The 25,196-nt window shown below is 71.8% G+C and carries 21 protein-coding genes; 14 read left to right on the top strand and 7 right to left on the bottom strand.

Annotation, left to right across the window (positions count from 1 at the left end):
• The first annotated feature begins 30 nt into the window (after positions 1 to 30).
• The 5 genes from EDF48_RS04610 to EDF48_RS04630 all read left to right on the top strand — a co-directional run bounded on the left by EDF48_RS04610 (position 31) and on the right by EDF48_RS04630 (position 5,862).
• Positions 31 to 1,107: an ABC transporter ATP-binding protein gene (locus EDF48_RS04610; RefSeq protein WP_243698034.1), complete on the top strand. Its 1,077-nt coding sequence runs from the start codon at positions 31 to 33 to the stop codon at positions 1,105 to 1,107.
• Entirely contained in the window at positions 1,104 to 2,702 is a 1,599-nt protein-coding gene (locus tag EDF48_RS04615; RefSeq protein ID WP_131878415.1) for an inositol monophosphatase family protein, read from the top strand. The genes EDF48_RS04610 and EDF48_RS04615 overlap by 4 nt, the downstream gene beginning before the upstream one ends.
• 430 nt (positions 2,703 to 3,132) lie before the next feature.
• The gene (locus tag EDF48_RS04620; RefSeq protein WP_243648888.1) at positions 3,133 to 3,954 is read left to right on the top strand and encodes a hypothetical protein; all 822 of its coding nucleotides are present in this window, start codon (positions 3,133 to 3,135) and stop codon (positions 3,952 to 3,954) included.
• 61 nt (positions 3,955 to 4,015) lie between these two features.
• Positions 4,016 to 5,017 (top strand): ATP-binding cassette domain-containing protein, encoded by a 1,002-nt coding sequence (locus EDF48_RS04625; protein ID WP_123294046.1) that lies wholly within the window; start codon positions 4,016 to 4,018, stop codon positions 5,015 to 5,017.
• The gene (locus EDF48_RS04630; RefSeq protein ID WP_123294045.1) at positions 5,014 to 5,862 is read left to right on the top strand and encodes an ABC transporter permease; all 849 of its coding nucleotides are present in this window, start codon (positions 5,014 to 5,016) and stop codon (positions 5,860 to 5,862) included. Before EDF48_RS04625 ends, EDF48_RS04630 begins: the two co-directional genes overlap by 4 nt.
• Before the next feature lie 70 nt (positions 5,863 to 5,932).
• Here EDF48_RS04630 and EDF48_RS04635 read toward each other — a convergent pair whose 3' ends face one another.
• Positions 5,933 to 6,595: a response regulator transcription factor gene (locus EDF48_RS04635; RefSeq protein WP_131878417.1), complete on the bottom strand. Its 663-nt coding sequence runs from the start codon at positions 6,593 to 6,595 to the stop codon at positions 5,933 to 5,935.
• A complete protein-coding gene (locus EDF48_RS04640; RefSeq protein ID WP_131878419.1) occupies positions 6,592 to 7,842 on the bottom strand; it encodes an ATP-binding protein in 1,251 nt (416 codons plus the stop codon). Before EDF48_RS04640 ends, EDF48_RS04635 begins: the two co-directional genes overlap by 4 nt.
• Positions 7,843 to 7,956: 114 nt before the next feature.
• Here EDF48_RS04640 and EDF48_RS04645 point away from each other — a divergent pair, with 114 nt between their 5' ends.
• The 4 genes from EDF48_RS04645 (at position 7,957) to EDF48_RS04660 (ending at position 12,666) form a co-directional block, all read left to right on the top strand.
• Positions 7,957 to 9,360, top strand: a complete 1,404-nt coding sequence (locus EDF48_RS04645; protein WP_165932312.1) for a PspC domain-containing protein — start codon at positions 7,957 to 7,959, stop codon at positions 9,358 to 9,360.
• Positions 9,361 to 9,371: 11 nt separating this feature from the next.
• A complete protein-coding gene (locus tag EDF48_RS04650; protein WP_131878423.1) occupies positions 9,372 to 9,644 on the top strand; it encodes a hypothetical protein in 273 nt (90 codons plus the stop codon).
• A gap of 155 nt (positions 9,645 to 9,799) precedes the next feature.
• Positions 9,800 to 11,701 (top strand): amino acid transporter, encoded by a 1,902-nt coding sequence (locus tag EDF48_RS04655; protein WP_243692406.1) that lies wholly within the window; start codon positions 9,800 to 9,802, stop codon positions 11,699 to 11,701.
• Entirely contained in the window at positions 11,698 to 12,666 is a 969-nt protein-coding gene (locus EDF48_RS04660) for an EamA family transporter (protein ID WP_131878427.1), read from the top strand. The genes EDF48_RS04655 and EDF48_RS04660 overlap by 4 nt, the downstream gene beginning before the upstream one ends.
• A 29-nt stretch (positions 12,667 to 12,695) precedes the next feature.
• On the opposite strand, the gene EDF48_RS04665 is transcribed toward EDF48_RS04660, so the two are convergent.
• Complete coding sequence (locus EDF48_RS04665) at positions 12,696 to 14,381, bottom strand: long-chain-fatty-acid--CoA ligase (RefSeq protein WP_131878429.1); 1,686 nt, start codon at positions 14,379 to 14,381, stop codon at positions 12,696 to 12,698.
• 126 nt (positions 14,382 to 14,507) lie between these two features.
• Here EDF48_RS04665 and EDF48_RS04670 point away from each other — a divergent pair, with 126 nt between their 5' ends.
• Positions 14,508 to 15,431, top strand: coding sequence for an oxygenase MpaB family protein (locus EDF48_RS04670; RefSeq protein WP_131878431.1), 924 nt, complete (start codon positions 14,508 to 14,510; stop codon positions 15,429 to 15,431).
• A gap of 94 nt (positions 15,432 to 15,525) precedes the next feature.
• Here EDF48_RS04670 and EDF48_RS04675 read toward each other — a convergent pair whose 3' ends face one another.
• The 4 genes from EDF48_RS04675 to EDF48_RS04695 form a co-directional block, all read right to left on the bottom strand.
• The gene (locus EDF48_RS04675; RefSeq protein ID WP_131878433.1) at positions 15,526 to 16,557 is read right to left on the bottom strand and encodes an aldo/keto reductase; all 1,032 of its coding nucleotides are present in this window, start codon (positions 16,555 to 16,557) and stop codon (positions 15,526 to 15,528) included.
• A complete protein-coding gene (locus tag EDF48_RS04680) occupies positions 16,554 to 17,120 on the bottom strand; it encodes a TIGR03086 family metal-binding protein (protein ID WP_111086825.1) in 567 nt (188 codons plus the stop codon). Before EDF48_RS04680 ends, EDF48_RS04675 begins: the two co-directional genes overlap by 4 nt.
• Before the next feature lie 590 nt (positions 17,121 to 17,710).
• The gene (locus tag EDF48_RS04690) at positions 17,711 to 18,271 is read right to left on the bottom strand and encodes a YceI family protein (RefSeq protein WP_111086826.1); all 561 of its coding nucleotides are present in this window, start codon (positions 18,269 to 18,271) and stop codon (positions 17,711 to 17,713) included.
• A gap of 109 nt (positions 18,272 to 18,380) precedes the next feature.
• Positions 18,381 to 19,313, bottom strand: a complete 933-nt coding sequence (locus EDF48_RS04695; protein WP_131878437.1) for a hypothetical protein — start codon at positions 19,311 to 19,313, stop codon at positions 18,381 to 18,383.
• 500 nt (positions 19,314 to 19,813) lie between these two features.
• On the opposite strand from EDF48_RS04695, the gene EDF48_RS04700 reads away from it, so the two are divergent.
• From EDF48_RS04700 to EDF48_RS04715, 4 genes are all read left to right on the top strand, one after another.
• Positions 19,814 to 20,818 carry an aldo/keto reductase family protein gene (locus EDF48_RS04700; protein ID WP_131845390.1) on the top strand — a complete coding sequence of 335 codons (1,005 nt, stop codon included), beginning with the start codon at positions 19,814 to 19,816 and terminating at the stop codon, positions 20,816 to 20,818.
• 282 nt (positions 20,819 to 21,100) lie between these two features.
• Positions 21,101 to 21,571 carry a GtrA family protein gene (locus EDF48_RS04705; RefSeq protein ID WP_235036072.1) on the top strand — a complete coding sequence of 157 codons (471 nt, stop codon included), beginning with the start codon at positions 21,101 to 21,103 and terminating at the stop codon, positions 21,569 to 21,571.
• Positions 21,568 to 23,106, top strand: a complete 1,539-nt coding sequence (locus tag EDF48_RS04710; RefSeq protein WP_207913219.1) for a glycosyltransferase family 2 protein — start codon at positions 21,568 to 21,570, stop codon at positions 23,104 to 23,106. The genes EDF48_RS04705 and EDF48_RS04710 overlap by 4 nt, the downstream gene beginning before the upstream one ends.
• Positions 23,103 to 25,091: a glycosyltransferase family 39 protein gene (locus EDF48_RS04715; protein WP_131878439.1), complete on the top strand. Its 1,989-nt coding sequence runs from the start codon at positions 23,103 to 23,105 to the stop codon at positions 25,089 to 25,091. Before EDF48_RS04710 ends, EDF48_RS04715 begins: the two co-directional genes overlap by 4 nt.
• Positions 25,092 to 25,196 lie beyond the last annotated feature (105 nt).

The following is a 25,196-nucleotide window of genomic DNA, read 5'->3' on the forward strand; positions in this document are numbered from 1 at the left end:
ATGACCACCACCAGCACGAAAGGCGACCAGATGACGGACGCAACGCTCGTCGCGGAACGCGCACCGGGCCTCCAGGCCGACGGCAGCACGACCGACCGGTCCCGCACCGGCGGACTCACCATCCGCGGACTGCGCAAGACGCTCGGCGGACGCGACGTGGTCGCGGGCATCGACCTCGACGTCGCGAAGGGCGAGCTCGTCTCGCTGCTCGGCCCGTCCGGGTGCGGCAAGACGACGACGCTCCGGATGGTGGCGGGGTTCCTGCCCGCCGACGGCGGCGTCGTGACGATGGGGGACCGCGACGTCACGTCGATCGGTCCGGAGCGTCGTCCGAGCGCGATGGTGTTCCAGAACTACGCACTGTGGCCGCACATGACGGTGACGCAGAACGTGGCGTTCCCACTGCGGACCCGACGCGTGCCGAAGCAGCGGGTGGCGGAGCGGGTGCGCGAGGCGCTCGAACTCGTCGGTCTGAGCCACCACGCCGGGTCGAAACCGACCGCGATCTCGGGCGGTGAGCAGCAGCGGGTCGCCCTGGCGCGGGCGATCGTGCAGGAGCCCGACGTGCTGCTCCTCGACGAGCCGCTGTCGAACCTCGACGCGAAGCTCAGGGTGAGCGTCCGCGACGAGATCCGGCGCATCCAGCAGCGTCTCGGCATCACGACCGTGATCGTCACGCACGACCAGGACGAGGCGCTCAGCATCTCGGACCGGATCGCCGTCATGCACGACGGCCGCATCGAGCAGATCGCGACGCCGACCGAGCTGTACGCCCGCCCCGCCACCGGGTTCGTCGCGTCGTTCATCGGGTCGACGAGCGCCGTCACCGGCCGGTTCCTGGCCGGCACGTCGGTCAGCCCCACCGTGGCGGACACGGTCCTGATCCGACCCGAGCAGGTCGTGCTCACCGACGACTCGCCGATCCGTGCGACCGTCGCCCGCGTACTGATGCGCGGGCACTTCGCCGAGGTGGTGCTGGCCGCCGACGGCGCCGAGCTCCGCGCGTTCGTCACCGGAGCACCCCCGACGGTCGGCACCGAGACCGGCGTCCGCCTCGGCGAGGTGCTCGTGTACCGCGACGGCGCGCTGCTCGAGGGCACCCGATGAGCGCCCCGGTGTCGGCGCCCGCTGACCAGGTGGTCGCCACCAGCCCGACCGGGAGGCCCGGCGTGCGTCCGCCACGGCTCGTCGCCCACCGCGGTGCGCCGCGCGTCCGGCGCGAGAACACCCTGCCCGCCATCGCGGTCGCCGAGGCGCTCGGCGCCGAGGTCATCGAGGTCGACGTCCGTCGCACGGCCGACGACGTCGCCGTGCTGCTGCACGACGAGACCCTCGGTCGGATGTGGGGCGATGCCCGCCGGGTGTCCGACGTCGCCTGGTGCGACGTCGCCCGGCTCGGCAACGGCCTCGACCGGATCCCGCGGCTCGACGCCGCCCTCGAACGGCTCGACGGCTGCCACTCGGTGCTGCTGGTCGACCTGACGGACGCGGCCGACGGACTCGTCGCCGCCCGCACCGTCGCGGGGTCCACCGCGTCCACCACCGTGGCGTGGTGCGGAGCGCCGGCGGCGATGGCCGCGGTCCGCTCGGTGCTGCCCGACGCCGACGTCTGGCTCGCGTGGGAGTCGCTCGACCCGCCCACTCCGGCCGACCTGGAGGCGTTGACGCCGTCCACCCTGAACCTCGACATCGCGTTCCTCACCCCGCGGACGATCGAGGCCGCGCACGCCCTGGGGCTGCGGGTCGCCGTGTGGACCGTCGACGAGTCCGAACCGGCGCTCTGGGCGGCACGGCTCGGCGTCGACTCGATCACCACGAACGACGTCGGTGCGATCGGCGCCGCGCTGTCGTCGGCGGAGCGGGACGGCTGGCCGGAACGGGACCGCGAACCGACCGAGACCGAGGTCGCCTCGCGCGCCCAGGCCCTGGCGCACCGCATCGCGCACGAGGTCATCGCCTTCACCCGCGAGCACCCCGTCAGCGAGGTACGGACCAAGGCGAACCCCGCAGACCTCGTCACCGACGTGGACCGGCTGGTCGAACAGCACGTCCGGTCCCGCGTCCGGATGGCGTTCCCGACGCACGGGTTCACCGGAGAGGAGTACGGCGACGCACCCGGCGACCGCCACCGCTGGTACCTGGACCCCGTCGACGGCACCACGAACCTGGCGAACGGCGTGCCCTGGACGTCGATGTCGCTCTGCCTGACCCGCGGTGGACGCCCGCTCGTCGGCGTCGTGGCCGACCCGTGGCGGGGCGAGGTCCTCGAGGCGCGGCGCGGACGCGGTGCCACCCTGCGCGACCGTCCGCTCCAGCTGGACGACACCCCGCGACCGCTCGCCGGTGCGGTCGTCGGCACCGAGCTCGACGGACACCGGCCGTGGCCCGGGTTCGGCGCGTTCCTCGACGCCCTGGCCGACCGGTCGTGCACGCTGCGGGTGCAGGGCTCCGGCACGTTGACCATCGCGCAGGTGGCGGCCGGGCGGGGGATCGGCGGGTGCGTGTCGGCGTTCAACCCGGTCGACCACGGGGCCGCCGTGCTGCTCGTGCACGAGGCCGGCGGGATCGTGCTGACCCGCTCCGGTCCGGTCGAGGGCTTCCCGCCCGTGGGCGAACCGTTCCTGGTGGCGCACCCCGGGGCCGCCGACGAGCTGCACGGGGTGTGGACGGCCGCGCTCGCCGTGGGCGCCGCGGCGGGCTGAGCCGGCGCGTGCGCGCGGCAGGTGTGGCCGGCGCACGGTGCGGGGTCCGCGTTCTGGTGCGGGGTTGGCCGCTGGGTGCTGTGCTGTAGGCGCGCACGGTGCTGCCGACCCGGCACGGGTCGTGCAGGTGCGCACGGTGCGGACTGGAGGCGCGGGGCGGGTCGGGTACGGCCCTCCCGTCGGGTGGGTGGTGCGCACGGTGCGGGGTCCGCGTTCTGGTGCGGGGTCGGCCGCTGGGTGCGGTGCTGTAGGCGCGCACGGTGCTGCCGACCCGGCACGGGTCGTGCAGGTGCGCACGGTGCGCCTGCGGGCGCGGCGGCGCACGGCTGACTCTGAGCGGGCGCTCAGTCAGCGGCCGACCGCGCTCCATAGGGTGGCAGGCCACGGGCGGTCCGACCGGATCACCCGTGCACCCGAAGGAGCATCGACCATGGGATTCCTCGACCGCCTGCTCGGACGTCCGGACCGCGACCGCACCGGTGACGCGCAGCAGTACGACGCGCAGCAGAACCAGTGGGGGCAGCCGCAGCAACCGCAGCAGCAGGGCTACCGGTACGGCCAGCAGTCGTACCACCAGCCCGCGCCGACGGGGGTGCCGGCCGGGCAGCAGCAGGGCGGCCAGTACGGCGTGCCGCAGTGGGGCGGTGCACCCGCGCAGCAGCAGGGCGCGGCGACCGACGACGAGCGCGCGGTGGAGCGGTACCGCTACCTGCTCCGCACGGCGCCGCCCGAGCGCATCGAAGAGGTGCACGCCGAGGCGTTCGCGAAGCTGACCGACGAACAGCGCCGCATGGTCTACGACGAGTTCACCCGCACGGCGCCTCCCGGCGAGGCCCCGCGCGGCGACGACCCCCGCTCGCTCGCGCAGTCGGCGACGCGGTCCGAGATCCGCCAACCGGGCTTCATGGAGCGCTCGCTCGGTGGCGTCGGCGGCGGTGGCCGCTTCGGTGGGCAGCGCGGCGGACCGTCGTTCGGCAGCATGATCGGTGCCTCGGTCCTCGGCACCGTGGCCGGCTACGTCATCGGTTCGGCGATCATGAGCGCCTTCCTGCCGGACCCCGGATCGTTCGATGGCGGTACTGACGCTGCGGGTGACGGTGGTTCGGAGGACACTGGAGCCGACTCCGGTGACGGCGGTGCGTCCGACGGTGGCGCGTCCGACGGCGGCGGGTTCGAGAGTGCGGGCTGGGGTGACAGCGGATCCGACTTCGGCGGTGGCTCCAGTGACTTCGGTGGTGACTTCGGCATCTGAGTGACCGGTCACGAGTTCCCACCGACCCACTGATATTCTCCGTGGTCGACAAGGGAGCGGCATGGCCATCATCGAAGCCTCCGGGCTGACCAAGACCTACCGGTCGAAGTCCGGGCCGGTGCACGCACTGGCCGGACTCGACCTGTCCGTGCCGCAGGGCACCGTGAAGGCGCTGCTCGGGCCGAACGGCGCGGGCAAGACCACGACCGTGAAGGTGCTCACCACCCTCATCACCCCGGACTCCGGGACGGCTACGATCGACGGCATCGACGTGATCGCCGACCCGCAGGCCACCCGGCGGTCCATCGGGGTGTCCGGGCAGTACGCCGCGGTCGACGAGAACCTGACCGGCTTCGAGAACCTCGAGATGATCGGGCGGCTCTACCACCTGGGCCGGAAGACGTCGCGGGAGCGTGCCCGTGAGCTCATCGACGTGTTCGACCTGGCCGAGGCCGGGGACCGCCCGGTGAAGGGCTTCTCCGGTGGCATGCGGCGACGGATCGACCTCGCCGGGGCCCTCGTGATGAACCCGCGCGTGCTGTTCCTCGACGAGCCGACCACGGGCCTCGACCCCCGCAGCCGGCTGGCGCTCTGGGGCATCATCGAGGACCTGGTGGCCGAGGGCGCCACGGTCCTGCTCACCACGCAGTACCTCGAAGAAGCCGACCGGCTGGCCGACGACATCGCGGTCATCGACGACGGCCGGGTCATCGCCGAGGGCACCGCCGACCACCTCAAGGCGCAGGTCGGCGGCCACCGGGTGGTCGTGACCCTGGTGGACGAGACCGACGGTGACGCCGTGACGACCGTCCTGCGGCGCTACGGTGTCGGCGACGTCGAGGCCTCTGGTGACGGCCGCACCCACGCCATCGCGGTCGAGGCCGGCCCCACCGCGCTGCAGCGGGTGCTCGCCGACCTCGGCGACGCCGGTATCGAGCTGCACGACGCGGGCATGCGCCGACCGACGCTCGACGACGTGTTCCTGCGGCTCACCGGCCACGCCGCGACGGAGGACGAGGCCGACGAAGCCGCCGCCACCAAGCAGAAGGAGACGGCCCGATGACCGCCACCACCATCGCGCCGGGTCGGCAGCTGCCCGTCGTCGTCACCTCGCCGGTCGCCATCTGGTTCGAGGACGGCTGGACCGTCACCAAGCGGAACCTCATCAAGATCAAGCGGTCGCCGGACATGCTCGTCTTCGCCGTGCTCCAGCCGATCATGTTCGTCCTGCTCTTCAGCCAGGTCTACGGCGGCGCGATCGCGGTCGAGGGCACCGACTACACGCAGTTCCTGATGGCGGGGATCTTCGCGCAGACCGTCGTCTTCGGGGCGACCTTCTCGGGGTCGGCGATGGCGCAGGACCTGAAGGAAGGCCTGATCGACCGGTTCCGCACGCTGCCGATGTCGGCGTCCGCGGTGCTCGTCGGCCGGACCAACTCCGACCTCGTGCTCAACTCGATCTCGATGGCGATCATGATGCTCACCGGGTTGGCCGTCGGGTGGCGGGTGAACTCGTCGCCGCTCGAGTTCCTGGCCGGCATCGCCCTGCTGCTGCTGTTCAGCTACGCGTTCAGCTGGGTGATGGCGCTGCTCGGCATGAGCGTCAAGACGCCGGAGGTCATCAACAACGCCTCGTTCATGATCCTGTTCCCGCTGACGTTCATCTCGAACGCCTTCGTGCCGAGCGACACGCTGCCCCTGGTGCTGCGGGTGTTCGCGGAGTGGAACCCGGTGTCGTCGCTCGTGCAGGCGGCCCGTGAACTCTTCGGCAACGTCGGGTCGGCGCCGGTGCCGGACATCTGGACGATGCAGCACCCGATCGTGACGGTGCTGATCGGGATCGCCGTGATGCTCGTCGTGTTCGTGCCTTGGGCGGTCAACAAGTACACCCGCATCAGCGCGAAGTGAGACCGTCGGGGCGGTGAACAAGACTGCACCATCCACAGCCAGGATCAGCGCGAAGTGACCGCGTGGGCGCTCAGAGCAGCTTGCGCTGCAGCGCCCACGCCGTCAGCTCGTGCCGGTTCGACAGCTGCAGCTTCCGCAGCACGCTCGACACGTGGGTCTCGACGGTCTTCACCGAGATGAAGAGCTCCGCCGCCACCTCCTTGTAGGCGTACCCACGCGCGATGAGGCGCATCACCTCCTGCTCGCGCGCCGACAACCGGTCGAGTTCCGCGTCGTGCTGCGCGGTCTCGCCGCTCACCGCACCGAAGGCGTCGAGCACGAAGCCGGCCAGGCGGGGCGAGAACACCGCGTCGCCCTCCGCCACCCGTCGGACGGCCTCGGCCACCTCGGCGCTCGACGAACTCTTCGTGATGTACCCGCGGGCCCCGGCCCGGATCACCCGCACGACGTCGTCGGCCGCGTCGGACACGCTCAGCGCGAGGAACAGCGTGCCCGGGTGCTCGGCAGCGGACTGCGTGATCACCTCGGCGCCGCCACCGCCGGCTCCGCCGGGCAGGTGGACGTCGAGCAGGACGACACGGGGTGCGGTGGTCGCCACGAGCGTCACGGCTTCGTCGACGGTGGCGGCTTCACCCACGACCTGGAGGCCCGGTGGCAGTCCGGCGCGCACGCCGGCTCGGAAGATGGAGTGGTCGTCGACGACGGCGACGGTGAGCAGGTCGGGCTCGGTCATGCGTCCTCCTCGTGGTGGGGGGCGGTGGGCGCGAGCGGCAGCCGGAGCCGGACCTCGGTCCCGGTGCGACCGGGCCCCGGGGCGATGGTCGCCCGGCCGCCGAGCCGGTGCAGCCGCCCGGTGATCGACTCGCGCACGCCGTACCGTCCCTCGGGCACGGCGTCGGGGTCGAAGCCCGGCCCACGGTCGCGGATGCTGACCTCGACGACGTCCTGCGCGGTCTCGGCGTACACGCTGATCGTGCCGCCGGCGTGCCGGGCGGCGTTGAGCATCGCCTCGCGGGCAGCGGCGACGACACCGTCGGGCAGGTCGGTGCGCGACGGGCCGACCGCGATGACGTCGATGCGGACCGGGTACTCGGCCTCGATGTCGGCGGCGGCGTCGCGCAGTTCGGCGCCGAGGTCACGGGCCGGCTCGGTCTGCTCGGCGAACAACCACGACCGCAGTTCGCGTTCCTGCGCCCGGGCGAGCCGTGCGGCATCGGAGCCGGGCTCGGCCTTCTGCTGGATGAGCGCGAGCGTCTGCAGCACCGAGTCGTGCAGGTGCGCGGCGAGTTCGGCGCGCTCGAGGTCGCGGACCCGTGCCGCGCGCTCGTCGGCGAGGTCCCGGACGAGCCGGACGACCCAGGGCGCGACGACCACGGCGACGCCGAGCAGCACCGCGACCGCTGCGCTGAGCACCGTCCACACGTTCGGCCGGTCGCTCGTGGTGAAGAACAGCAGGATGCCGAGCACGACGAGCACCAGTGCACCGAGCGCCCGGACGACCAGGGTCGACGACGCCGCGGCCCGGACGGTGCGCAGGGCGTCGAACTGCCGCCAGGCCAGGGCAGCACCGGTGGCGACCACGACGCCGGGCACTACGACCTCGAGCGGGACCTGGGCGCCGAGGCGCACAGCGACGATCGCGCCCCCGGCGGCGAGCAGTGCGAGTCCGAGCAGGATCTCCACGACGGGTGCTCGACGGCTCACGGTCACGGTCGCGTCGCCGTCGCCGTCGGCGTCGCCGTCGCCGTTCGCACGGGGCGCCGTGAGGACGGCCTTGAGCGGTGACGTCGCGGCCGACGTCGCGCTCGGAGTGGTGGCCCACAGCCACGCGTAGAGCAGGACCCCGGCCCCGCCGCACACGGCCAGGACCGCCGTCGCCGCCCGGACGGCCCCGAGTGGCAGACCGGTGTGCGTCGCGAACCCGCTGCAGACACCGCCGAGGACCCTGGGGGTCGGGCGGGTCATCCGAGCGGTGGCCATGGGCCAATCCTGGCACTCGGGCGCCCGCACCAGCAGGGATCGGGGCAGGGATCAGGGACCGGTCAGGGGGAACCCCGATGGTGTCGGCCACCGCGGGCCGGGATGCTGGAGACCATGACCGATCACCAGCACGACACGGCTCCCGGCCCGGCTGCCGGGAACGCCGACTCGACGGCCCGGTTCTTCGACTGGATCCGCGGACTCGACGTCGCCCGCACCGACGACCGCTGGCTCGCCGGCGTCTGCGGTGCCGTGGCCCGACGCACCGGACTCGACCCGCTCGTGGTCCGCGGCGTCGCGATCGTCGTCGCCCTGCTCGGCGGTCCGGTCTTCCTGGCGTACGCCGTCGGGTGGGCGCTGCTGCCGGACACCACGGGACGGATCCACGTCGAGCGGATGATCCGCGGCGTGCTCGACCCGGCGCTCATCGGGATCGGCGTCTTCGTGGTGCTGACCTTCGTGCCCGCGGTCCAGGGGATCTGGTGGCAGGGCGTGCCCTCGGCGTGGGGGATGCCCGGCTGGCTCGAGGCGACCCTGCGCACGGCGTGGAGCATCGCGCTCGTCGGCGGGATCGTCTGGCTGGCCGTGGTGGTCGCGCGTCGTCGCACCGACGGGCCGGCGCCCGACGCTGACGCCGCCGCGGCAGCGGGGACACGGCGCGACTTCTGGACGAGCCCCGACGACCCGCGCCCGGCCGGTGGAGCCGCGTGGACGGCGGACGCGGGGGAGGCGTCGGACGCGGGCCGGGCCTCCTGGCAGTGGAACGCCCCCGGTACCCCGCAGGACCGACAGCGACGACACGACGAGCGGATGCGCGCCGAACGGGAGCGGGCGGCCGCGTGGCGCGCGACCCGCGCCGAGCGACGGTCGAGCGCGGCGTACGTCGCCGTGTCGCTCGGGCTGGCGCTCGTCGCCGGGGCCGGCGTCGCGGTCTGGGCGCAGGCGGAGGCCTGGCCGGTGGCGGTGCTCGGCATCGCCGCGGCGGTCGCCGTGCTGGCGATCGCGACCATCGTCGCCGGGATCCGGGGACGCGACGACGGTGCCCTCGGCCTGTTCTCGACGATCGGGGTCGTCGCCCTGGTCGTCACCGGGGTGCTGCCCGCCGGCACGCAGGTCTCGCTGATCGGCGGGACCACCTGGCGGGTCGACAGCGTCGCCGCCGGGTCGGAACGGAACTACGCGATGCTCGTCGGCGGGCCGACCCTCGACCTGCGCGGCCTCGACGAGACCGACGCCGGCGGGGACGTGAACCTGTGGCTCGGCGCCGGCGGGGCCGAGGTGCTGCTGCCGACCGACGTGCCGGTCCGGGTCGAGGTGAGCGGCGTTGGGTACGGCGTCGACACCGACACCGACGGCGACTCCGGCGACGACGGCAGCGGCGGGCTGTTCGGCACGACCACCGTCGAGAACCGGGCGGCACGGTCCGCCGGTACCGATGCGGTCGGGACGACGACCGTGCACCTGTGGATCCTCGGGGGCGCCGCCGACGTGCCCCGTGCGCTGACCGTCAACGAGTGAAGGACGAGACGATGACGAACGACGACGAGACGACCCAGACGTTCCCACCTGCGGCGCCGGTACCGGCACCGGCACCGGAACCTGCGCGGGCGCGCCGTGGTGCACGCTTCGGCACGATCTTCTGGGGTGTGGTGCTGCTCGTGTTCGCGATCGCGATGGCCGTGAGCGCGATCCCGGTGTTCTCGGTCGACCCGACCACCCTGTTGCTGGCGGCCTGCCTGGCGGCCGGGGCCCTGCTGGTGGTGGCGGGGCTGGTGGCGGTGTTCACCCGGCCCGCGCGGTAGCCGGACCGGGTTGTCCACAGGGGCCGTCCGGGTGCGCGCGTGCGTCACCCGGACGGCTTAGCATCGTCCACGTGACCGCGACAGACGCCGAGCGGGCCGCCCAGCGCGACGCCACGGAGCCACCCCTCGACCGCAGCACCCGACTGCGTCGCTGGATGCTGCAGGGCGCCCACCAAGGGGCATCCCACCAGGGTCCGCACCAGGTCGAGGTCGAGAAGACCCACCCGTGGTGGCGGGTCATGTGCCTGACCGGCGTCGACTACTTCTCGACCCTCGGGTACCAGCCGGCGATCGCGGCGCTCGCCGCCGGTCTGCTGTCGCCGATCGCCACGATCGTGCTCGTGCTCGTCACGCTGTTCGGCGCGCTGCCGGTGTACCGCCGGGTCGCGAGCGACAGCTTCCGCGGTGCCGGGTCGATCATGATGCTCGAGAAGCTCCTGCCGTGGTGGGCCGGCAAGCTCCTGGTGCTCGTCCTGCTCGGGTTCGCCGTCACCGACTTCATGATCACGATGACGCTGTCGGCGGCGGACGCCACGGCGCACATCGCCGAGAACCCGTACACGCCGCACTGGTTCACCGAGATCCCCGTCCCGCTCACCCTCGCGCTGCTGCTGTTGCTCGGCGTCGTGTTCCTCCGCGGCTTCAAGGAGGCGATCGGCATCGCGGTCGGACTCGTCGCGGTGTTCCTCGCGCTGAACGCCGTCGTCGTGGTGGTCGCGCTCTGGCACGTCTTCGAGCACCCGATGGTCGCCAGCGACTGGTGGTCGGGGCTCACCGCGCAGCACAGCAACCCCCTCGTCATGGTCGGCATCGCGCTCGTCGTGTTCCCGAAGCTCGCGCTCGGCCTGTCCGGGTTCGAGACCGGCGTCGCGGTGATGCCGCAGGTGCGCGGTGACGCGTCGGACGACACGAGTGCCCGGCCCGAGGGTCGGATCCGCGGCACGAAGCGGCTCCTGACCGTCGCGGCCGTGATCATGAGCTCGTTCCTGATCACCTCGTCGATCGCGACGACGTTCCTCATCCCGCAGCACGAGTTCCAGCCCGGCGGCGGTGCGAACGGGCGGGCCCTGGCCTTCCTGGCGCACCAGTACCTCGGTGGGGTGTTCGGATCGATCTACGACTTCTCGACCGTCGCGATCCTGTGGTTCGCCGGCGCGAGCGCGATGGCCGGCCTGCTCAACCTGGTGCCGCGGTTCCTGCCGCGCTACGGCATGGCGCCGCAGTGGGCGCGGGCGACGCGGCCGCTCGTCATCATCTTCACGCTCATCGCCTTCCTGATCACGGTCGTGTTCCGCGCGAACGTCGACGCCCAGGGCGGGGCCTACGCCACCGGTGTGCTCGTCCTGATCACGAGCGCCGCGGTCGCGGTCACCCTGTCGGCTCGTCGCCGGCAGCAGAAGAAGCGCACCATCGCGTTCGGCGTCATCTCGGTCGTGTTCGTCTACACGACGGTCGCGAACGTCATCGAGCGGCCCGACGGCGTCCGGATCGCGGCGATCTTCATCATCGCCATCGTCGTGGTGTCGCTCGTCTCGCGGGTGCGCCGGTCGTTCGAGCTCCGCGCGTCGTCGATCGAGCTGGACGCCACGGCCCGGCAGTTCGTCGAGGCCGACGCCGACCAGTTCAGCGCGGTCTGCATCATCGCGAACGAGCCGGGTGCTGGCACCGCCGAGGCGTACCGGGCGAAGGGACGCGAGGAACGGCGCGACTCCGGCATCCCGGCGCGCGTCCCGACGATGTTCCTCGAGGTGCTGCCCGCCGACTCGTCCGACTTCGAAGAGGACCTGCTGGTCGAGGGGCACGTCGTGCACGGACACCGTGTGCTCCGGGTCCGGTCCGGCAACGTGCCGAACACCATCGCCTCGACCCTGCTCGCGATCCGCGACACCGCCGGGGTCGTCCCGAGCATCTACTTCGAGTGGAACGAGGGCAGCCCGATCCGGAACGCCCTCCGGTTCGTGTTCACCGGTGCCGGTGACGTCGCGCCCGTCACGCGCGAGGTCCTGCGCGAAGCCGAGCCGGACGTCCACCGCCGGCCGTCCATCCACGTCTCGTGACGGGTCCCGCCAGCGCGCGCCGGGTCCCGACGCCCGCCGGTGGGCTCGCCGCGGTGGTCGTCGCCGCCGCGGTCTGGGGGACCACCGGCACCGCGACGCACTTCGCCCCGGGCGTCCCCGCCTTCGTCTTCGGCGCGGTCACCTTCGGGATCGGTGGACTCGTGCTCGCCGCCGTCGCCGGACGTGGCACGCTCCGCGCCGTCGCCGAGCGTCGCACGCGGGGGTGGGCGCTGCTCGGCGCAGGGGCGCTCGTCGTCTACGCGGTCGCCTTCTACGCGGCCCTCGCCGACGCGGGCGTCGCCCTCGGCACCACCATCGCCATCGGGTCGTCACCCGTGTTCGCCGGGCTCGTGGAGTGGGTGTCGGACAGGAGGCCCGTCACCGGCAGGTGGATCGTCGCCACGCTGGTGAGCGTGGCCGGCATGGTCGTCGTGACCCTGGCGCGGTCAGAGCACGACGGCGGTGGTGGTGCACTCGCGCTCGGGATCGCCAGTGCCCTGCTCGCCGGACTCACCTACGCGCTGTACTCGTGGGCGGTGGCGCGGGGACTGCACGCGGCGGCCGGGGCGGTGTCGGTGCCCGGCGGGCCCGGGGTCGAAGCCGTCGCGGCGGGGCTGCCGAACGGCCGCGGGCTCGTCGGCGCCGTGTTCGGCATCGCTGCCGTGCCGCTCGTCGTGCTGGTGGTCCTCGCCGGCGCACCGTACCTCGGCGAGGGCGGCAACTGGCCGGTGTTCCTGTACCTGGCCCTGGTGCCGACGGTGCTCGGGCACTCGCTGTACGCCGTGGGGTTGCGGTCCGTCGGTGCCTCGGTCGCGACCCTGGTGTCGTTGCTCGAGCCCGTGGTCGCAGCGGTGCTCGCCGTGCTCGTCGTCGGGGAGCACCTCGGCGCGACGGGGTGGGTCGGCATCGCACTCGTGGTGGCCGGGCTCGCCGTGCTCGCGGTGCCGGGGCGACGCCTGCGCTGACGCGCGTCAGGCACCGACGTCGTCAGTCGTCAGTCGTCGGCGAGGATCTGGTCCCGCACCTTCCGCCGCAGCACCTTGCCGATCATCGAGCGCGGCAGGTCCTCGACCACGACGACCCGACGCGGCACCTTGTACGCCGCCAGCTGGTCGCGCGCCCACACCCGCAGCGCCGCGGCGTCGAACGAGGACGGGTCCTTCGGCACGACGGCGGCGACGACCTGCTCGTTGCCGCCCTGCGTGATGCCGACGACCGCGACCTCCTTGACGCTCGGGTGCTTGAGCAGTGCGTCCTCGACCTCGGACGGCGACACGTTGAAGCCGCCCGTGATGATGAGCTCCTTCAGTCGGTCGACGATCCGGACGTAGCCGTCGGCGCCGATCGCCACGATGTCGCCGGTGCGGAACCAGCCGTCGGGGGTGAAGACCTCGTCCGTGGCCTCGGCCTTGCCCCAGTAGCCGCGGAACACCTGCGGCCCGCGGACCTGCAGTTCACCGGGCTCGTCGACGCCGAGCACCTTCGTGCTGTCGTCGGGGTCGACCACGCGGGCCTCGGTGGAGGACAACGGCAGCCCGATGGAGCCGAGGCGACGCTCCGGGGACACCGGGTTCGCCATCAGCACGGGGGAGCACTCGGACAGCCCGTAGCCCTCGACCAGGTACCCGCCGGTCCGGGCTTCCCACGGCTCGACGATGTCCTGCGACAGCGGCATGGCGCCCGAGATGCCGATCTCGATGCCCTCGAGCGAGACCTTCGCCGAGTCGGCGGCGTGCTGCAGTCGGGCGTAGATCGGCGGGACGGCCGGCAGGAACGTCGGCGGGTGCTTCTTGATCGCCGTGAGCACGAGCGCCGGGTCGAACGTCGGGAACAGCACGAGTCGCGAGGCCATGCTCATCGCGAAGGTCAGGCACAGCGTGAGGCCGTAGGCGTGGAACATCGGCAGCACCGCGTACACGACGTTGTCGCCGCGTCGGATCTGCGGGACCCAGGCGCGGGCCTGTGCGGCGTTGGCCAGCAGGTTCCGGTGCGTGAGGACCGCGCCCTTCGGCGTGCCGGTGGTGCCCGAGGTGTACTGGATCAGGGCGATGTCGTCCGTCGACGGGCGCGGGTGCCGCTTCGACAGCTTGCGGGTGTGGACCAGGTCGTCCCACTTCGTCGTGCCGCGCACCGCGGTGGTGAGCTTCGCGCGGGACTCGCGGGCCTTCGCCACCGGCAGGGCCAGGGCGAGCCGGGTGCTGCGGGGCATCGCGCGGGTCAGGTCGACCGACACGATCGCGTCGAGCTTCACGTCGGCAGGGAAGTCCTGCAGCGTCGCGACGGACTTGTCCCAGGCGATCGCGACCTTGGCGCCGTGGTCCTCGAACTGGTGGCGGAGCTCGCGCGGCGTGTACAGCGGGTTGTGCTCGACCACGATCGCGCCGAGGCGCAGGACCGCGTAGAACGCCACGATGTGCTGCGGGCAGTTCGGCAGCACGATCGCCACCCGGTCGCCGGCACCGACGCCGAGTTTGCGGAGACCGTTCGCCGCGCGGAGGATCTGCTCCTGCAGGTCGGCGTAGCTGGTCGTCCGCTTGAAGAACTCGAGCGCGACCCTGCCCGGGAACCGTCGCGCCGATTCCTCGACCAGGTCGATCAGGGAACCGTGCTGTTCCTCGATGTCGTGCGGGACCCCCGGGGCGTACGAGGCAAGCCAGGGACGAGGCGTGTCGATGCTCACGCGTCCCAACCTAGCGGGCCACCCCGGCGCCCGCTGGGAAGCATCGGCCGGCATCGGGCGGCATCGGGCGCCATCGGGGTGCACGAAGCCGAGCGCGCTCCCAGGGGACGGACGGACGATGACGCCATGCCCTCCGTCTCCGACGCCTTCCGCTCCCGCCTCAACGACACGTTCACCGGTGGGGCGACGAGCAAGCCGGAGTGGATCGACGAACTCGAGGACGGCACCGACGCCGGCTTCTTCGGCCCCGGTTCCGCGACGTGGGCGGTGCACGGCGGCAAGCAGACGATCGTCGCCGGGGTCCGCGCACTCCTCGTGCAGGCCCTGCACCCGGGAGCCCTCGCCGGCGTCGCCGACCACTCCCGCTACCGCGAGGACCCGTTCGGCCGACTGGCCGGCACCATCCGGTGGATCTACACGGTCTCGCACGGCGACACCGCGACCGCCCGTGGTGCGAGCGAGTGGGTGCTGCGCCTGCACGAGCGCGTTCGCGGCCAGTACGTCGACGGCCACGGCATCGCACGCGACTACGCGGCGAACGACCCCGACCTGGCGCGCTGGGTGCACCTCGCCTTCACCGACGCGTTCCTCCGCGCTGCGCAGCGCTGGGGCGGGCCGATCCCCGGCGGTGCCGACGCCTACGTCCGCGAGTGGGCCACCGCCGGCCGGCTCATGCGCGTCGAGGACGCCCCGGAGTCCGAGGCCGAGCTCCGCGCCCAGATGGACGGGTACCTCGACCGCGGCGAACTGGCCGTCACGGCCCGCACCCGCGACGTCGTCAAGTTCATCAAGAACCCGCCGCTCGCGCTGATGCTGCGGCCCGGCTACCGGGCGCTGTTCCAGGGCGCCGTCTCGACGCTCGACCCCCGCCACCGCTCGATGCTCGGCCTGCGGGCCCCCGCGATCGGGCCCGTCGAACTGCCCGTCGGCCGGGCGACCGGACTCGTGCTCGATGGGATCGGCGGCGTGCTCGGCAACCAGACGGGCACCGAGCGCGCTGCGCTCGTGCGCATCGCGCGCCTCGAGCGCGAGCGCGGCGCCGTCGCCTGAAACGTCCGCGTGTCACGTGTCGTGGACGTGACCGGAGACGGACGGGAGGCCCGTGGCCAGCTGGCCACGGGCCTCCCGTCCGCTTGTGGGTGCGTCAGAAACCGGACGGCACCCGGGGCGTGTACGCGGACTCGAGTCGCGTCACCTCGTCGTCGGTCAGCGTGATCGCGGCGGCCGCGACCGCGTCGTCGATGTGGTGCTCCTTCGTCGCACCGACGATCGGCGCGCTCACCGCGGGCTTGCCCGCGACCCAGGCGAGGGCGATCTGCGCCATGCTCACGCCGCGGTCACTCGCGATGGACTCGACGGCGCCGACGATCGCGCGGTTCGCGTCCTCGTCCTGGCGGTAGAGCGTCTTACCGAACTCGTCGGTGCTCGCGCGCGAACCGGAGCCCTCGGCGTCCCACGGCCGGGTGACCTTGCCGCGGGCGAGGGGGCTCCACGGGATCACGCCGACGCCGGTCGCGTGCGCGAAGGGGTGCATCTCGCGTTCTTCCTCGCGTTCGAGCAGGTTGTACTGGTCCTGCATGCTGACGAAGCGCGTCCAACCGTGCAGGTCGGCGACGTGCTGCATCTGCGCGAACTGCCACGTCCACATGCTGCTCGCGCCGAGGTAGCGGGCCTTGCCGGCCTTGACGACGTCGTGCAGGGCCTCCATCGTCTCCTCGATCGGGGTCACCGGGTCGAAGCGGTGGATCTGGTACAGGTCGACGTAGTCGGTGCCGAGTCGGGTCAGCGAGGCGTCGATCTCGTGCATGATCGCGGCGCGGGAGAGCCCGGCGCCGTTCCGACCGGGGCGCATCCGGTTGAACACCTTGGTGAGGACCTGGACGTCCTCACGCGGAGCGAGTTCCTTGAGGAGCGTGCCGGTGATCTCCTCGCTGGAGCCGTCGGAGTACACGTTCGCCGTGTCGAAGGTGGTGATGCCGGCGTCGAACGCGCGACGGACGAAGGGGCGGGCCTCGTCGATGCCGACGCTCCACGCGTGCGAGCCGCGGTCGGGGGCGCCGTAGGACATCATGCCGAGGACCACGGTGCTGATCTCGAGGCCGGAGGCGCCGAGGCGGGTGGTGTCGGTTGTCGCTGCGGTGCTCGGTGCTGCGTTGCTCGGCGCTGCGTTGGTCATGCGCTCACCTTGGCATCGCGGCCTGTGACGGCGAGCAGGCGGACCTGGAGTGGGGCGTCCTCGTCGACGTCGACCGGGGCGGCGTACAAGCCGGTGGCCGCGAGGTCCTCGATCTGCGGCTCGAAGTACTCCCACACCGCCTGCACGAGCTCGTCCGGCAGGGACTCGTCCGTACCGGTCGCCCGCGCCAGGTCCCACGTGTGGATGGTGATGTCGCTGGTCTGCTCGGTGAGGTACTGGCCGGCCGGAACGACGTCGGTGCTGAGGTGGACGGGGGTGTCCTGCGGGGCGTTCCGCCAGGCATCGGTCGCCGCGGTCGCGAAGCGCTGCCACTCGGACACGAGGTCGTCGCCGATGGACTCGAGGTCGGCCTCGGCCTGGGCGTAGTCGCACCCGGTGAGGAGCTTCGGGATCCAGCGCTGCTCGTCGACCACGTGGGTCACGAGGTCGCGGGTGGTCCACTCGGAGTCGGGGGTGGCGGCGTCCCAGTCCGTCACGGCGGCGACGCGGCGGCCGAACTCGGCTGCCGCGAGGGCCTGCATCGCGATCCAGTCGGTGGCCATGGTGGTGCTCCTGTTCGTCGGGCTGGCGTGCGGTGTTTCGTGCGGGTGGTGCGTGTCGTGCGGGTGGTGCGTGTCGTGCGTGTCGTGCGTGTCGTGCGTGTCGTGCGTGTGTCGTTGTAACTCGGGGGCCGGTGTGCGGATTCCCGGGCGTGCGGGCGTGCCCCTGTCCGCTGCCCAACGCTACGCCGAGGAGCCCGGCCGAGCGGGCGAAATGCCGCGGTCGTGCGCGTACCCACCGGACGTTTCCGCCCGTTCACGCCGGCGCGGGGTCGGTGCGCACTGCACCCGCTGACACCGGAGGGGCGTGCCAGCGCGTGGTCCCTGAGCGAGCGGGCGGAATGCCGGGGTCGAGTTCGAGATGAGGCCGGCATTTCGCCCGTTCGCCCGGTTGCGCTCGCATGGAGCACCCGCTCGCGAGCGGCGAGCGGCGGCGAGCGGCGAGCGGCGGGCGGCGGGCGGCGGGCACGGACGCACCCCCGAAGCGCCGCGGGGACGACGAACGCCCCGGCTCCGTGGGGAGCCGGGGCGCGTGTCTCGGGTTCGGGTGGTGCTGTTCGGTGCCCTCAGTCAGGCAGCGAGTCCGAAGGGACTCAGGCCGCCTGGAGCACGAACTGGACGTCGAGGTTGATCGTCACGTCGTTGCCGAGGGTGAAGCCACCGGCCTCGAGCGCTGCGTTCCAGTTCACGCCGAACTCGGTGCGGTCGATCTTCGTGGTCGCCTCGGCGCCGAACTTGACCTGGCCGTAGCCGTCGGTCGTGAAGCCACCGAGCTCGGCCTTGAGGACGACGGGCTTGGTGACGCCGCGCAGGGTCAGGTCGCCAGCGATGTGCAGGTCGTCGCCCTTGGCCTCGATGCTCGTCGAGCGGAAGGTGAGCTGCGGGTGCTCCTCGGTGAGGAAGAAGTCGCTCGTCTTCAGGTGCTGGTCGCGCTGCTCCTGGCCGGTGTTGATCGACGCGACGTCGATGTTCGCCTCGACGGTCGACTCGAGGGGGTTCTCGGCGGTGACGACGGTGGCGTCGAACGTCTCGAACTTGCCCTTGACCTTGCTGATGGCGAGGTGGCGGACCGAGAAGGTGACCTCGGAGTGGGTGGGGTCGATCTTCCAGGTGCCGGTCTGGTAGCCGGGGATGGTCGTGGCGGTGAGCGTCATGGTGGTCCTTCTTCCGAACGAGAGTCTGTGGTGCGACGCGATCCATGCGCCTGCATCAACCTGATACTACGCCAGTGTGCACCCTTTTGGTTGAAGCGTCAACCATTGTTCACCGAAGCGTCGCGAAGCGGTGGTCGTGCGGTGCGCTGAGCCCGGCCTGCAGGAGGCGTCTCACACGCTGTACGAATCGATCGACACCTCGGCCGACGTCGTCCGCCGTGGCCCGGACCAACCACCAGTCCACGTCCTTCAAGTGCTCACCGCGGGTGAGGTCCTTCCGGAAGGTGGCCGGGTCGGTGCGGTGGAGATCGCTCTCGTACTCGATCGCCACCCGTGCTGCGGGGTAGGCGAGGTCCACGCACGCGATCCACCTGCCGTCCACGATCACGTCGTGGTTCAGGGCGGGTTCCGGGAGTCCCTGGCGGACGAGGGTCAGCCGTGCCCTGGTCTCACCCGGGGAACGAGAACCCGGCCTGATCTCGGCGAGAGCGTGGCGCAGCTTCACGACGCCCCGGAGCCCGCGCCGCCGGCCGACTGCCAGGAGCAGCTCGTCGAGGGTCGCCCATCCGAGCCACCCGACGAGGGCGTCACCCGCGATGATCAGTTCGTCGAGCGTCAACATCGTGCTCAGCGCGACGAACGTGTCCGCTGGCGTCGTCAGACGCACACCTCGGCAGGTGGTCGCACGGACCCTGCCGAGGTGGGCGCGGTGTCCGACGGCGCCGCGGACGCGAAGCGCCTGATCGACCCCGATCGTCGTGACGTGGAGCCGCGGCGAGCCCTCGAGCCGGCGGGGGAGCGGGATGCCGAGGATCGCGGCGGCCGTGACGTGGCTGAACACCTGGTCGGGGCGCAGCCGGGGAGCCAGTGCGCGGGCGCGTTCGTCGACGGTTCGCGGTGGAACCGCGGATCGGGTGCCGTGGAACGGGCGGACGAGGTCACGTGCCTCGAGGCGGCCGCGGGACACCCCTCGATGCAGTGCGTCACGGACGCGGAACGAGGCGTCCCGCAGCGCCAACGGGAGTCGGCGTCTGGCGGTCATCTCCACATCGTGGAGCCGAGCGGGCGCGACGGTGGCGAGTCGTGCCTCCAGTGTGGACGGCCCGCGATCCTGGCGCCCCTGTGGAGGAATCGCGCCGCGGTCGAGCGGGCGAAACACCGGGGTCCGGCTGCGTGGCGACCGCGGCATTTCGCCCGCTCGCGGGGGCGCCCGCCGGCGCGGACCGCAGCGCTGCCCGCCCGGCTGGTCCGCGCAGCGGTCGGGACCGCGGCGACGGCGTCAGCCCGTCCGTCGGGGGGAGGTTGCCGCGGTCGCGACATCGTCGACGGCGCGAACGGGCGTATTGCCAGGGTGTCGCCGTCGGGCACGCCGGCATTTCGCCCGCTCGCGGGACGGGATCCACCCTCGCGAGATCCGCGCTCGCGGCGGCCGACCGCACCGCACGCCCCCCCCCCCCACCCCCGCCCCGCCCCGCCCCGCGGCGGGCGGCAGGCACTCGCGGGGCCCCTCACGTGTCGGCGGGCTCCAGTAGCGTCGGGACCATGGAATTCAGGTACCTGGGCAACTCCGGACTCAAGATCTCCGAGATCACCTACGGCAACTGGCTGACGCACGGCTCGCAGGTCGAGAACGACGTCGCCTCCCAGTGCGTGCGGGCAGCGCTCGACGCCGGCATCACCACGTTCGACACCGCGGACACGTACGCCAACACCGCCGCCGAGACCGTCCTCGGCGAAGCACTCAAGGGCGAGCGGCGTGCGGGGCTCGAGGTCTTCACGAAGGTCTACTGGCCCACCGGCCCCAAGCAGCACAACGACGTCGGACTCTCCCGCAAGCACATCCTCGAGTCGATCAACGGCTCGCTGACGCGACTGCAGACCGACTACGTCGACCTCTACCAGGCGCACCGCTACGACCACGAGACCCCCCTCGAAGAGACCATGCAGGCCTTCGCGGACGTCGTCCGCCAGGGCAAGGCGCTCTACATCGGCGTCAGCGAGTGGAACGCCGAGCAGATCCGCGCCGGCGCCGCGCTCGCGAAGGAGCTCGGCTTCCAGCTCATCTCGAACCAGCCGCAGTACTCGATGCTGTGGCGGGTCATCGAGGGCGAGGTCGTCCCCGCCTCGAAGCAGCTCGGCCTGTCGCAGATCGTCTGGTCGCCCATCGCGCAGGGCGTGCTGACCGGCAAGTACAAGCCGGGTCAGCCGCTGCCCGAGGGCTCACGGGCCACGGACGAGAAGGGCGGCGCCGACATGATCAAGCGGTTCATGCGCGACGAGGTCCTCGAGGCCGTGCAGCGCCTGCAGCCCGTCGCCGACCAGGCCGGCCTCACGCTCGCGCAGCTCGCGATCGCGTGGACGCTGCAGAACGACAACGTCGCCAGCGCCATCGTCGGCGCGTCGCGTCCGGAGCAGGTCACCGACAACGTCAAGGCCGCGGGCGTCACGCTCGATGCCGACGCGCTCGCCGCCATCGACGAGGCGCTGGGTGACCTCCCGGAGCGCGACGCGGCCAAGACCGTGTCCCCGGCGCAGCGTCCCGCCTGAGACGCGACCCACCATCGGACGGGAGGCCCGTGGCGACGCCGCCACGGGCCTCCCGTCCGCTTTTCGGTCGGCCGCACAGCCCTGTTGGCCTGCACAGACCGGTCCGGTCTGCACAGACCGGCCGTCCGTACCCCGGATGAACGGCACGTGTCGTGGAACTGGCAGACACCTGGGTAAGCCCGTACCCCACCCAAACCGCAGTCGCGTTACCCCCGAATCGGGGGCATGACCCGAACTGATACCCCCGTTCTGGTGTCACCCGACACCGGTACGGTGCCGACCGTGCGACCCGGCACGGTCTCGCGCCTGCTCGCCACCGCGAGGCAACTCGCGTCGTTCGGCACGATCGGTGCCGTCTGCTTCGTCATCGACCTGGGCATCTACAACCTGCTGCGCGCCACCGTCATGCCCGACGGTCCCATCGCCGCGAAGATCGTGTCGGCCGTCGTGGCGACCGCCGTGGCGTGGATCGGCAACCGCTTCATCACGTTCCGCGCCGAGCGCCAGACCGGCCGCCGCGAGACTGTGCGCGAGGGGCTGCTCTTCGCTGCCACGAACCTGATCGGGCTCGGCATCGCCGCGGCCTGCCTGTTCGTCTCGCACTACGTCCTCGGGTTCACCTCGACCCTCGCCGACAACGTCGCCGGCAACGGCGTCGGCCTCGTGCTCGGAACCGCCTTCCGGTTCGCCGCGTACAAGGCCCTCGTCTTCCGTTCCACCGATGCTCGTCGCACGAAGGGGCTCGCCGCATGACCATCTCCGCCACGCTGCTGACGGCCGCAGGGCCGCTGCTCCAGCCGAACGAGGGGACTGCTCCGTCGAGCGTCCCGAACCGAGGGACCACCGACGTCCCGACCGGAGGCTCCGGTGCCGTCCAGCAGGCCGCGTGGTCGCTGGGTGAGTGGATCGGCTACTCCGCGCTCATCGCGATCTCCGTGCTGCTCACGATCGTCGCGCTGACGACGCTCTGGTGGATGCTGCACGCCTGGCGCTCGCGGGACGCGCTGAAGTCGACGAGCTTCAGCCAGACCCCGCGCCCGGCCGCGCACCGCTTCACCCTGCTGGTGCCCGGGCGGCACGAGCAGGAGGTCATGGGCCAGACGCTCGACATGCTCGCGAAGCAGGACCACCCCGACTTCGAGATCATCGCGATCGTCGGTGAGGACGACCCGGAGACGGATGCCGTCGTGCGCGCCGCCGCAGCCCGCCACCCCGAGCTGATCCGGGTGGTCGTCGACGACACCCTGCCGAAGAACAAGCCGAAGGCGATGAACCTGGCGCTGCAGTACGCGACCGGTGACGTCGTCGGCGTGTTCGACGCCGAGGACGAGGTCTACCCGCACCTGCTCACCCTGGTGGACTCGCGGTTCCAGGAGACCGGCGCCGACGTCGTGCAGGGCGGCGTGCAGCTGATGAACTTCAAGTCCAGCTGGTGGTCGCTCCGGAACGTCCTGGAGTACTACTTCTGGTTCCGCTCGCGCCTGCACTTCCACGCCGGCTCGAAGTTCATCCCGCTCGGCGGCAACACCGTCTTCGTGACGAAGGAGCGCCTCGACTGGTCGAACGGCTGGGACGCGCACTGCCTCGCCGAGGACTGCGAGCTCGGCGTCCGGCTGTCCGCCGACGGCGCGAAGGTCGTCGTCGCGTACAGCCCCGAGGCCGTCACCCGCGAGGAGACCCCGCCGACCTTCGCCTCGCTGCTCAAGCAGCGGACGCGCTGGAACCAGGGCTTCCTCCAGGTGCTCGGCAAGGGGGAGTGGAAGAAGCTGCCGTCGTTCCGTCAGCGCTTCTTCGCCCGGTACATGCTGACGATGCCGTTCATCCAGGCGGCCACCGGTCTGCTCATCCCGCTCAGCGTCCTGATGATCCTGTTCGTCAAGGTGCCGACGGCGATCGCCCTGGTGTCGTTCATCCCGGTGGCACCGACGCTCATGCTGCTGGCCGTCGAGGTCGTCGGCCTCAACGAGTTCGGTCGCATCTACAAGGAGAAGGTCCGGCTCCGCGACTACGTGAAGCTCGTGCTCGGTCTCGTGCCGTACCAGATCTTCCTCGCCGCAGCAGCCGTCCGAGCCGTCGTCCGCCACGCCAAGGGGCAGAACGGCTGGGAGAAGACGGAGCACACGGGCCAGCACCGGAACGCCGAGCAGCCCGCCGAGGTCGTCGGCTTCGCGTCGGAGTTGACCGGGTCCGGGTCCGCGGGCGCGACGTCTTCGTCTTCTTCGTCTTCGTCTTCGTCTTCGTCTTCCGAGCGTGAGCTCGCCGGCACGACCACAGGAGGGACCCGATGACCGCCAGCATCACCAACACCACCGGCATCCCGATCCGCGGTGCCGTCGCGGGGAACCACACCGGCATCGGCGCCTGGTTCCGCCGGCACGCCGCGAGCCTGACGTGGCTGCTGCCCGTCGTCGCCGTCACCGTCATCGTGCAAGCGTGGAACATGTCCGGCACCCCGCAGCGGATCGATGATGAGGGCACGTACACGGCGCAGGCCTGGGCGATCATGCACCTCGGCGAGATCACGCACTACACGTACTGGTACGACCACCCGCCACTCGGCTGGATCCAGATCGCCGGCTACACCGGTCTGACCGGAGCGTTCGCGCGCTACCCGTTCGCCGTCGAGGCCGGCCGCGAGGCGATGGTCTTCTTCTCCGCCGTCTCGAGCATCCTGCTGTTCGTCCTGGCCCGCCGCCTCGGTGCCAGCCGGATCGCCGCTGCCGCAGCCGGACTCGTCTTCGCGCTGTCGCCGCTCGCCCTGCAGTACCACCGCACGGTCTACATCGACAACGTCGCGACGCCGTGGTTGCTCGCCGCGTTCGTCCTCGTGCTGAGCCGTCGCCAGCAACTCGCCGGGTTCGCCGGCGCCGCTGCGTGCCTCGGCATCGCGGTGCTCTCCAAGGAGACGTACCTGCTCGCCCTGCCGTTCCTCATCTGGATGGCGATCCGTCGCGCCGACAAGAGCACCCGCCGGTACACGCTGAGCGTCGCCGGGGCCGTCCTCGTCATCATCGGCGGCGGGTACCTGCTGCTCGCCGCGGTCAAGGGCGAGCTGTTGCCGAGCAGCGGTCGGGTCAGCCTGTTCGAGGGCATCACCTACCAGCTCGGCTCGCGCTCGGCATCGGGTTCGCTGTTCGACCCGGGCAGCCTGGCCAACGCCGCCGCGTCGCAGTGGTGGGCGCTCGACCCGGTGTTCATCGTGCTCGGCTCGGCCGCCGCGGTCGTCGGGCTCTTCATGCGACGGGTCCGTCCGATCGCCGCGATGCTCGTCTTCCTGCTCGCGATGATGTTCCGCCCGAACGGGTACCTGCCGGTGCCGTACGTCATCATGCTCATCCCCTTCGCCGCCCTGCTGGTCGCCTACACGGCCGAGCGTGCCGTCCTGGCGATCGCCGGTCGGGTCCGCACCCGTACCCGCCTCGGCGCCGGGACCCGTCGTGGTCTCGGCATCACCTGGGCCGTCACGACCGCTGTCGCACTCGTCGTGGCGGTGCCGCTCTGGGGAACACAGCTGCGCGGCTTCGTCCTGGGCAACCTCGACCTGCCGATGCAGCAGGCCGAGCAGTGGGTCGGGGACAACGTCTCGAAGTCCTCCCGACTGCTGGTGGACGACGCCATGTGGGTCGACCTCGTCGAGGACGGCTTCGCCCGGAACAACGTGGTCTGGTACTACAAGCTCGACACTGACGGAGCCGTGGAGCGGCAGTCGCCCAACGGGTGGAAGGACTCGGACTACGTCATCACGACGGACTCCATGCGGACCGGCGGCAACTCGTCGTCCGACATCCGCCAGGCGATCGAGAACTCGACGGCCGTCGCGACCTTCGGGTCCGGTGACCAGCAGGTCGAGGTCCGACGCATCCACGCCGAGGGATCGACGGCCGCACAGACCGCGATCACCCGGGCCAGCGACCTGCGGAAGACCATGGGCACCGAGCTGGCGTCGAACCCGGCGCTCCGGGCCGATGACGGCACGAAGTCCCAGTTCCGTGCGGGTCAGGTCGACTCGCGAGCGATGATCGCGCTCGGCCAGGTGCTCGCCGACCAGGACGTCCGCGTCGACCGGTTCACCCCGCTCACGGGCGAGACCGGGCAGCCGTTCCGCACCGCCGTCCTGCACACGAGCGACGCTGCCTCGGCGGAGCGCGTGGCCTCCACCCTCGAGGCGATGCCCGATTCGTTCCGGCCGGCGTCGGTCGAGCGTGAGGGCGAACGCCTCACCGTCACGTACACCCCGGCGGACCCGACCACGACCGCGACGAGCGCCTCGTGACCCGCCGCCCCGCCGAGCAGAGCGCTGCCCGGATCGCCGAGCGGGCGAAACACCCGGGTGCTCCGGGCGCCGACCCCGGCATTTCGCCCGCTCGCGGGGGCGCTC

Source organism: Curtobacterium sp. PhB191 (assembly GCF_004346515.1).
In the GTDB taxonomy this organism is placed as follows: domain Bacteria; phylum Actinomycetota; class Actinomycetes; order Actinomycetales; family Microbacteriaceae; genus Curtobacterium.

What these genes read in the sequence shown, in the direction of transcription:
- EDF48_RS04610 (WP_243698034.1), top strand. Translation starts at nt 31, where the DNA reads ATGACGGACGCAACGCTCGTCGCGGAACGCGCACCGGGCCTCCAGGCC.
- EDF48_RS04615 (WP_131878415.1), top strand. Translation starts at nt 1,104, where the DNA reads ATGAGCGCCCCGGTGTCGGCGCCCGCTGACCAGGTGGTCGCCACCAGC.
- EDF48_RS04620 (WP_243648888.1), top strand. Translation starts at nt 3,133, where the DNA reads ATGGGATTCCTCGACCGCCTGCTCGGACGTCCGGACCGCGACCGCACC.
- EDF48_RS04625 (WP_123294046.1), top strand. Translation starts at nt 4,016, where the DNA reads ATGGCCATCATCGAAGCCTCCGGGCTGACCAAGACCTACCGGTCGAAG.
- EDF48_RS04630 (WP_123294045.1), top strand. Translation starts at nt 5,014, where the DNA reads ATGACCGCCACCACCATCGCGCCGGGTCGGCAGCTGCCCGTCGTCGTC.
- EDF48_RS04635 (WP_131878417.1), bottom strand. Translation starts at nt 6,595, where the DNA reads ATGACCGAGCCCGACCTGCTCACCGTCGCCGTCGTCGACGACCACTCC.
- EDF48_RS04640 (WP_131878419.1), bottom strand. Translation starts at nt 7,842, where the DNA reads ATGGCCACCGCTCGGATGACCCGCCCGACCCCCAGGGTCCTCGGCGGT.
- EDF48_RS04645 (WP_165932312.1), top strand. Translation starts at nt 7,957, where the DNA reads ATGACCGATCACCAGCACGACACGGCTCCCGGCCCGGCTGCCGGGAAC.
- EDF48_RS04650 (WP_131878423.1), top strand. Translation starts at nt 9,372, where the DNA reads ATGACGAACGACGACGAGACGACCCAGACGTTCCCACCTGCGGCGCCG.
- EDF48_RS04655 (WP_243692406.1), top strand. Translation starts at nt 9,800, where the DNA reads ATGCTGCAGGGCGCCCACCAAGGGGCATCCCACCAGGGTCCGCACCAG.
- EDF48_RS04670 (WP_131878431.1), top strand. Translation starts at nt 14,508, where the DNA reads ATGCCCTCCGTCTCCGACGCCTTCCGCTCCCGCCTCAACGACACGTTC.
- EDF48_RS04675 (WP_131878433.1), bottom strand. Translation starts at nt 16,557, where the DNA reads ATGACCAACGCAGCGCCGAGCAACGCAGCACCGAGCACCGCAGCGACA.
- EDF48_RS04680 (WP_111086825.1), bottom strand. Translation starts at nt 17,120, where the DNA reads ATGGCCACCGACTGGATCGCGATGCAGGCCCTCGCGGCAGCCGAGTTC.
- EDF48_RS04690 (WP_111086826.1), bottom strand. Translation starts at nt 18,271, where the DNA reads ATGACGCTCACCGCCACGACCATCCCCGGCTACCAGACCGGCACCTGG.
- EDF48_RS04695 (WP_131878437.1), bottom strand. Translation starts at nt 19,313, where the DNA reads ATGACCGCCAGACGCCGACTCCCGTTGGCGCTGCGGGACGCCTCGTTC.
- EDF48_RS04700 (WP_131845390.1), top strand. Translation starts at nt 19,814, where the DNA reads ATGGAATTCAGGTACCTGGGCAACTCCGGACTCAAGATCTCCGAGATC.
- EDF48_RS04710 (WP_207913219.1), top strand. Translation starts at nt 21,568, where the DNA reads ATGACCATCTCCGCCACGCTGCTGACGGCCGCAGGGCCGCTGCTCCAG.
- EDF48_RS04715 (WP_131878439.1), top strand. Translation starts at nt 23,103, where the DNA reads ATGACCGCCAGCATCACCAACACCACCGGCATCCCGATCCGCGGTGCC.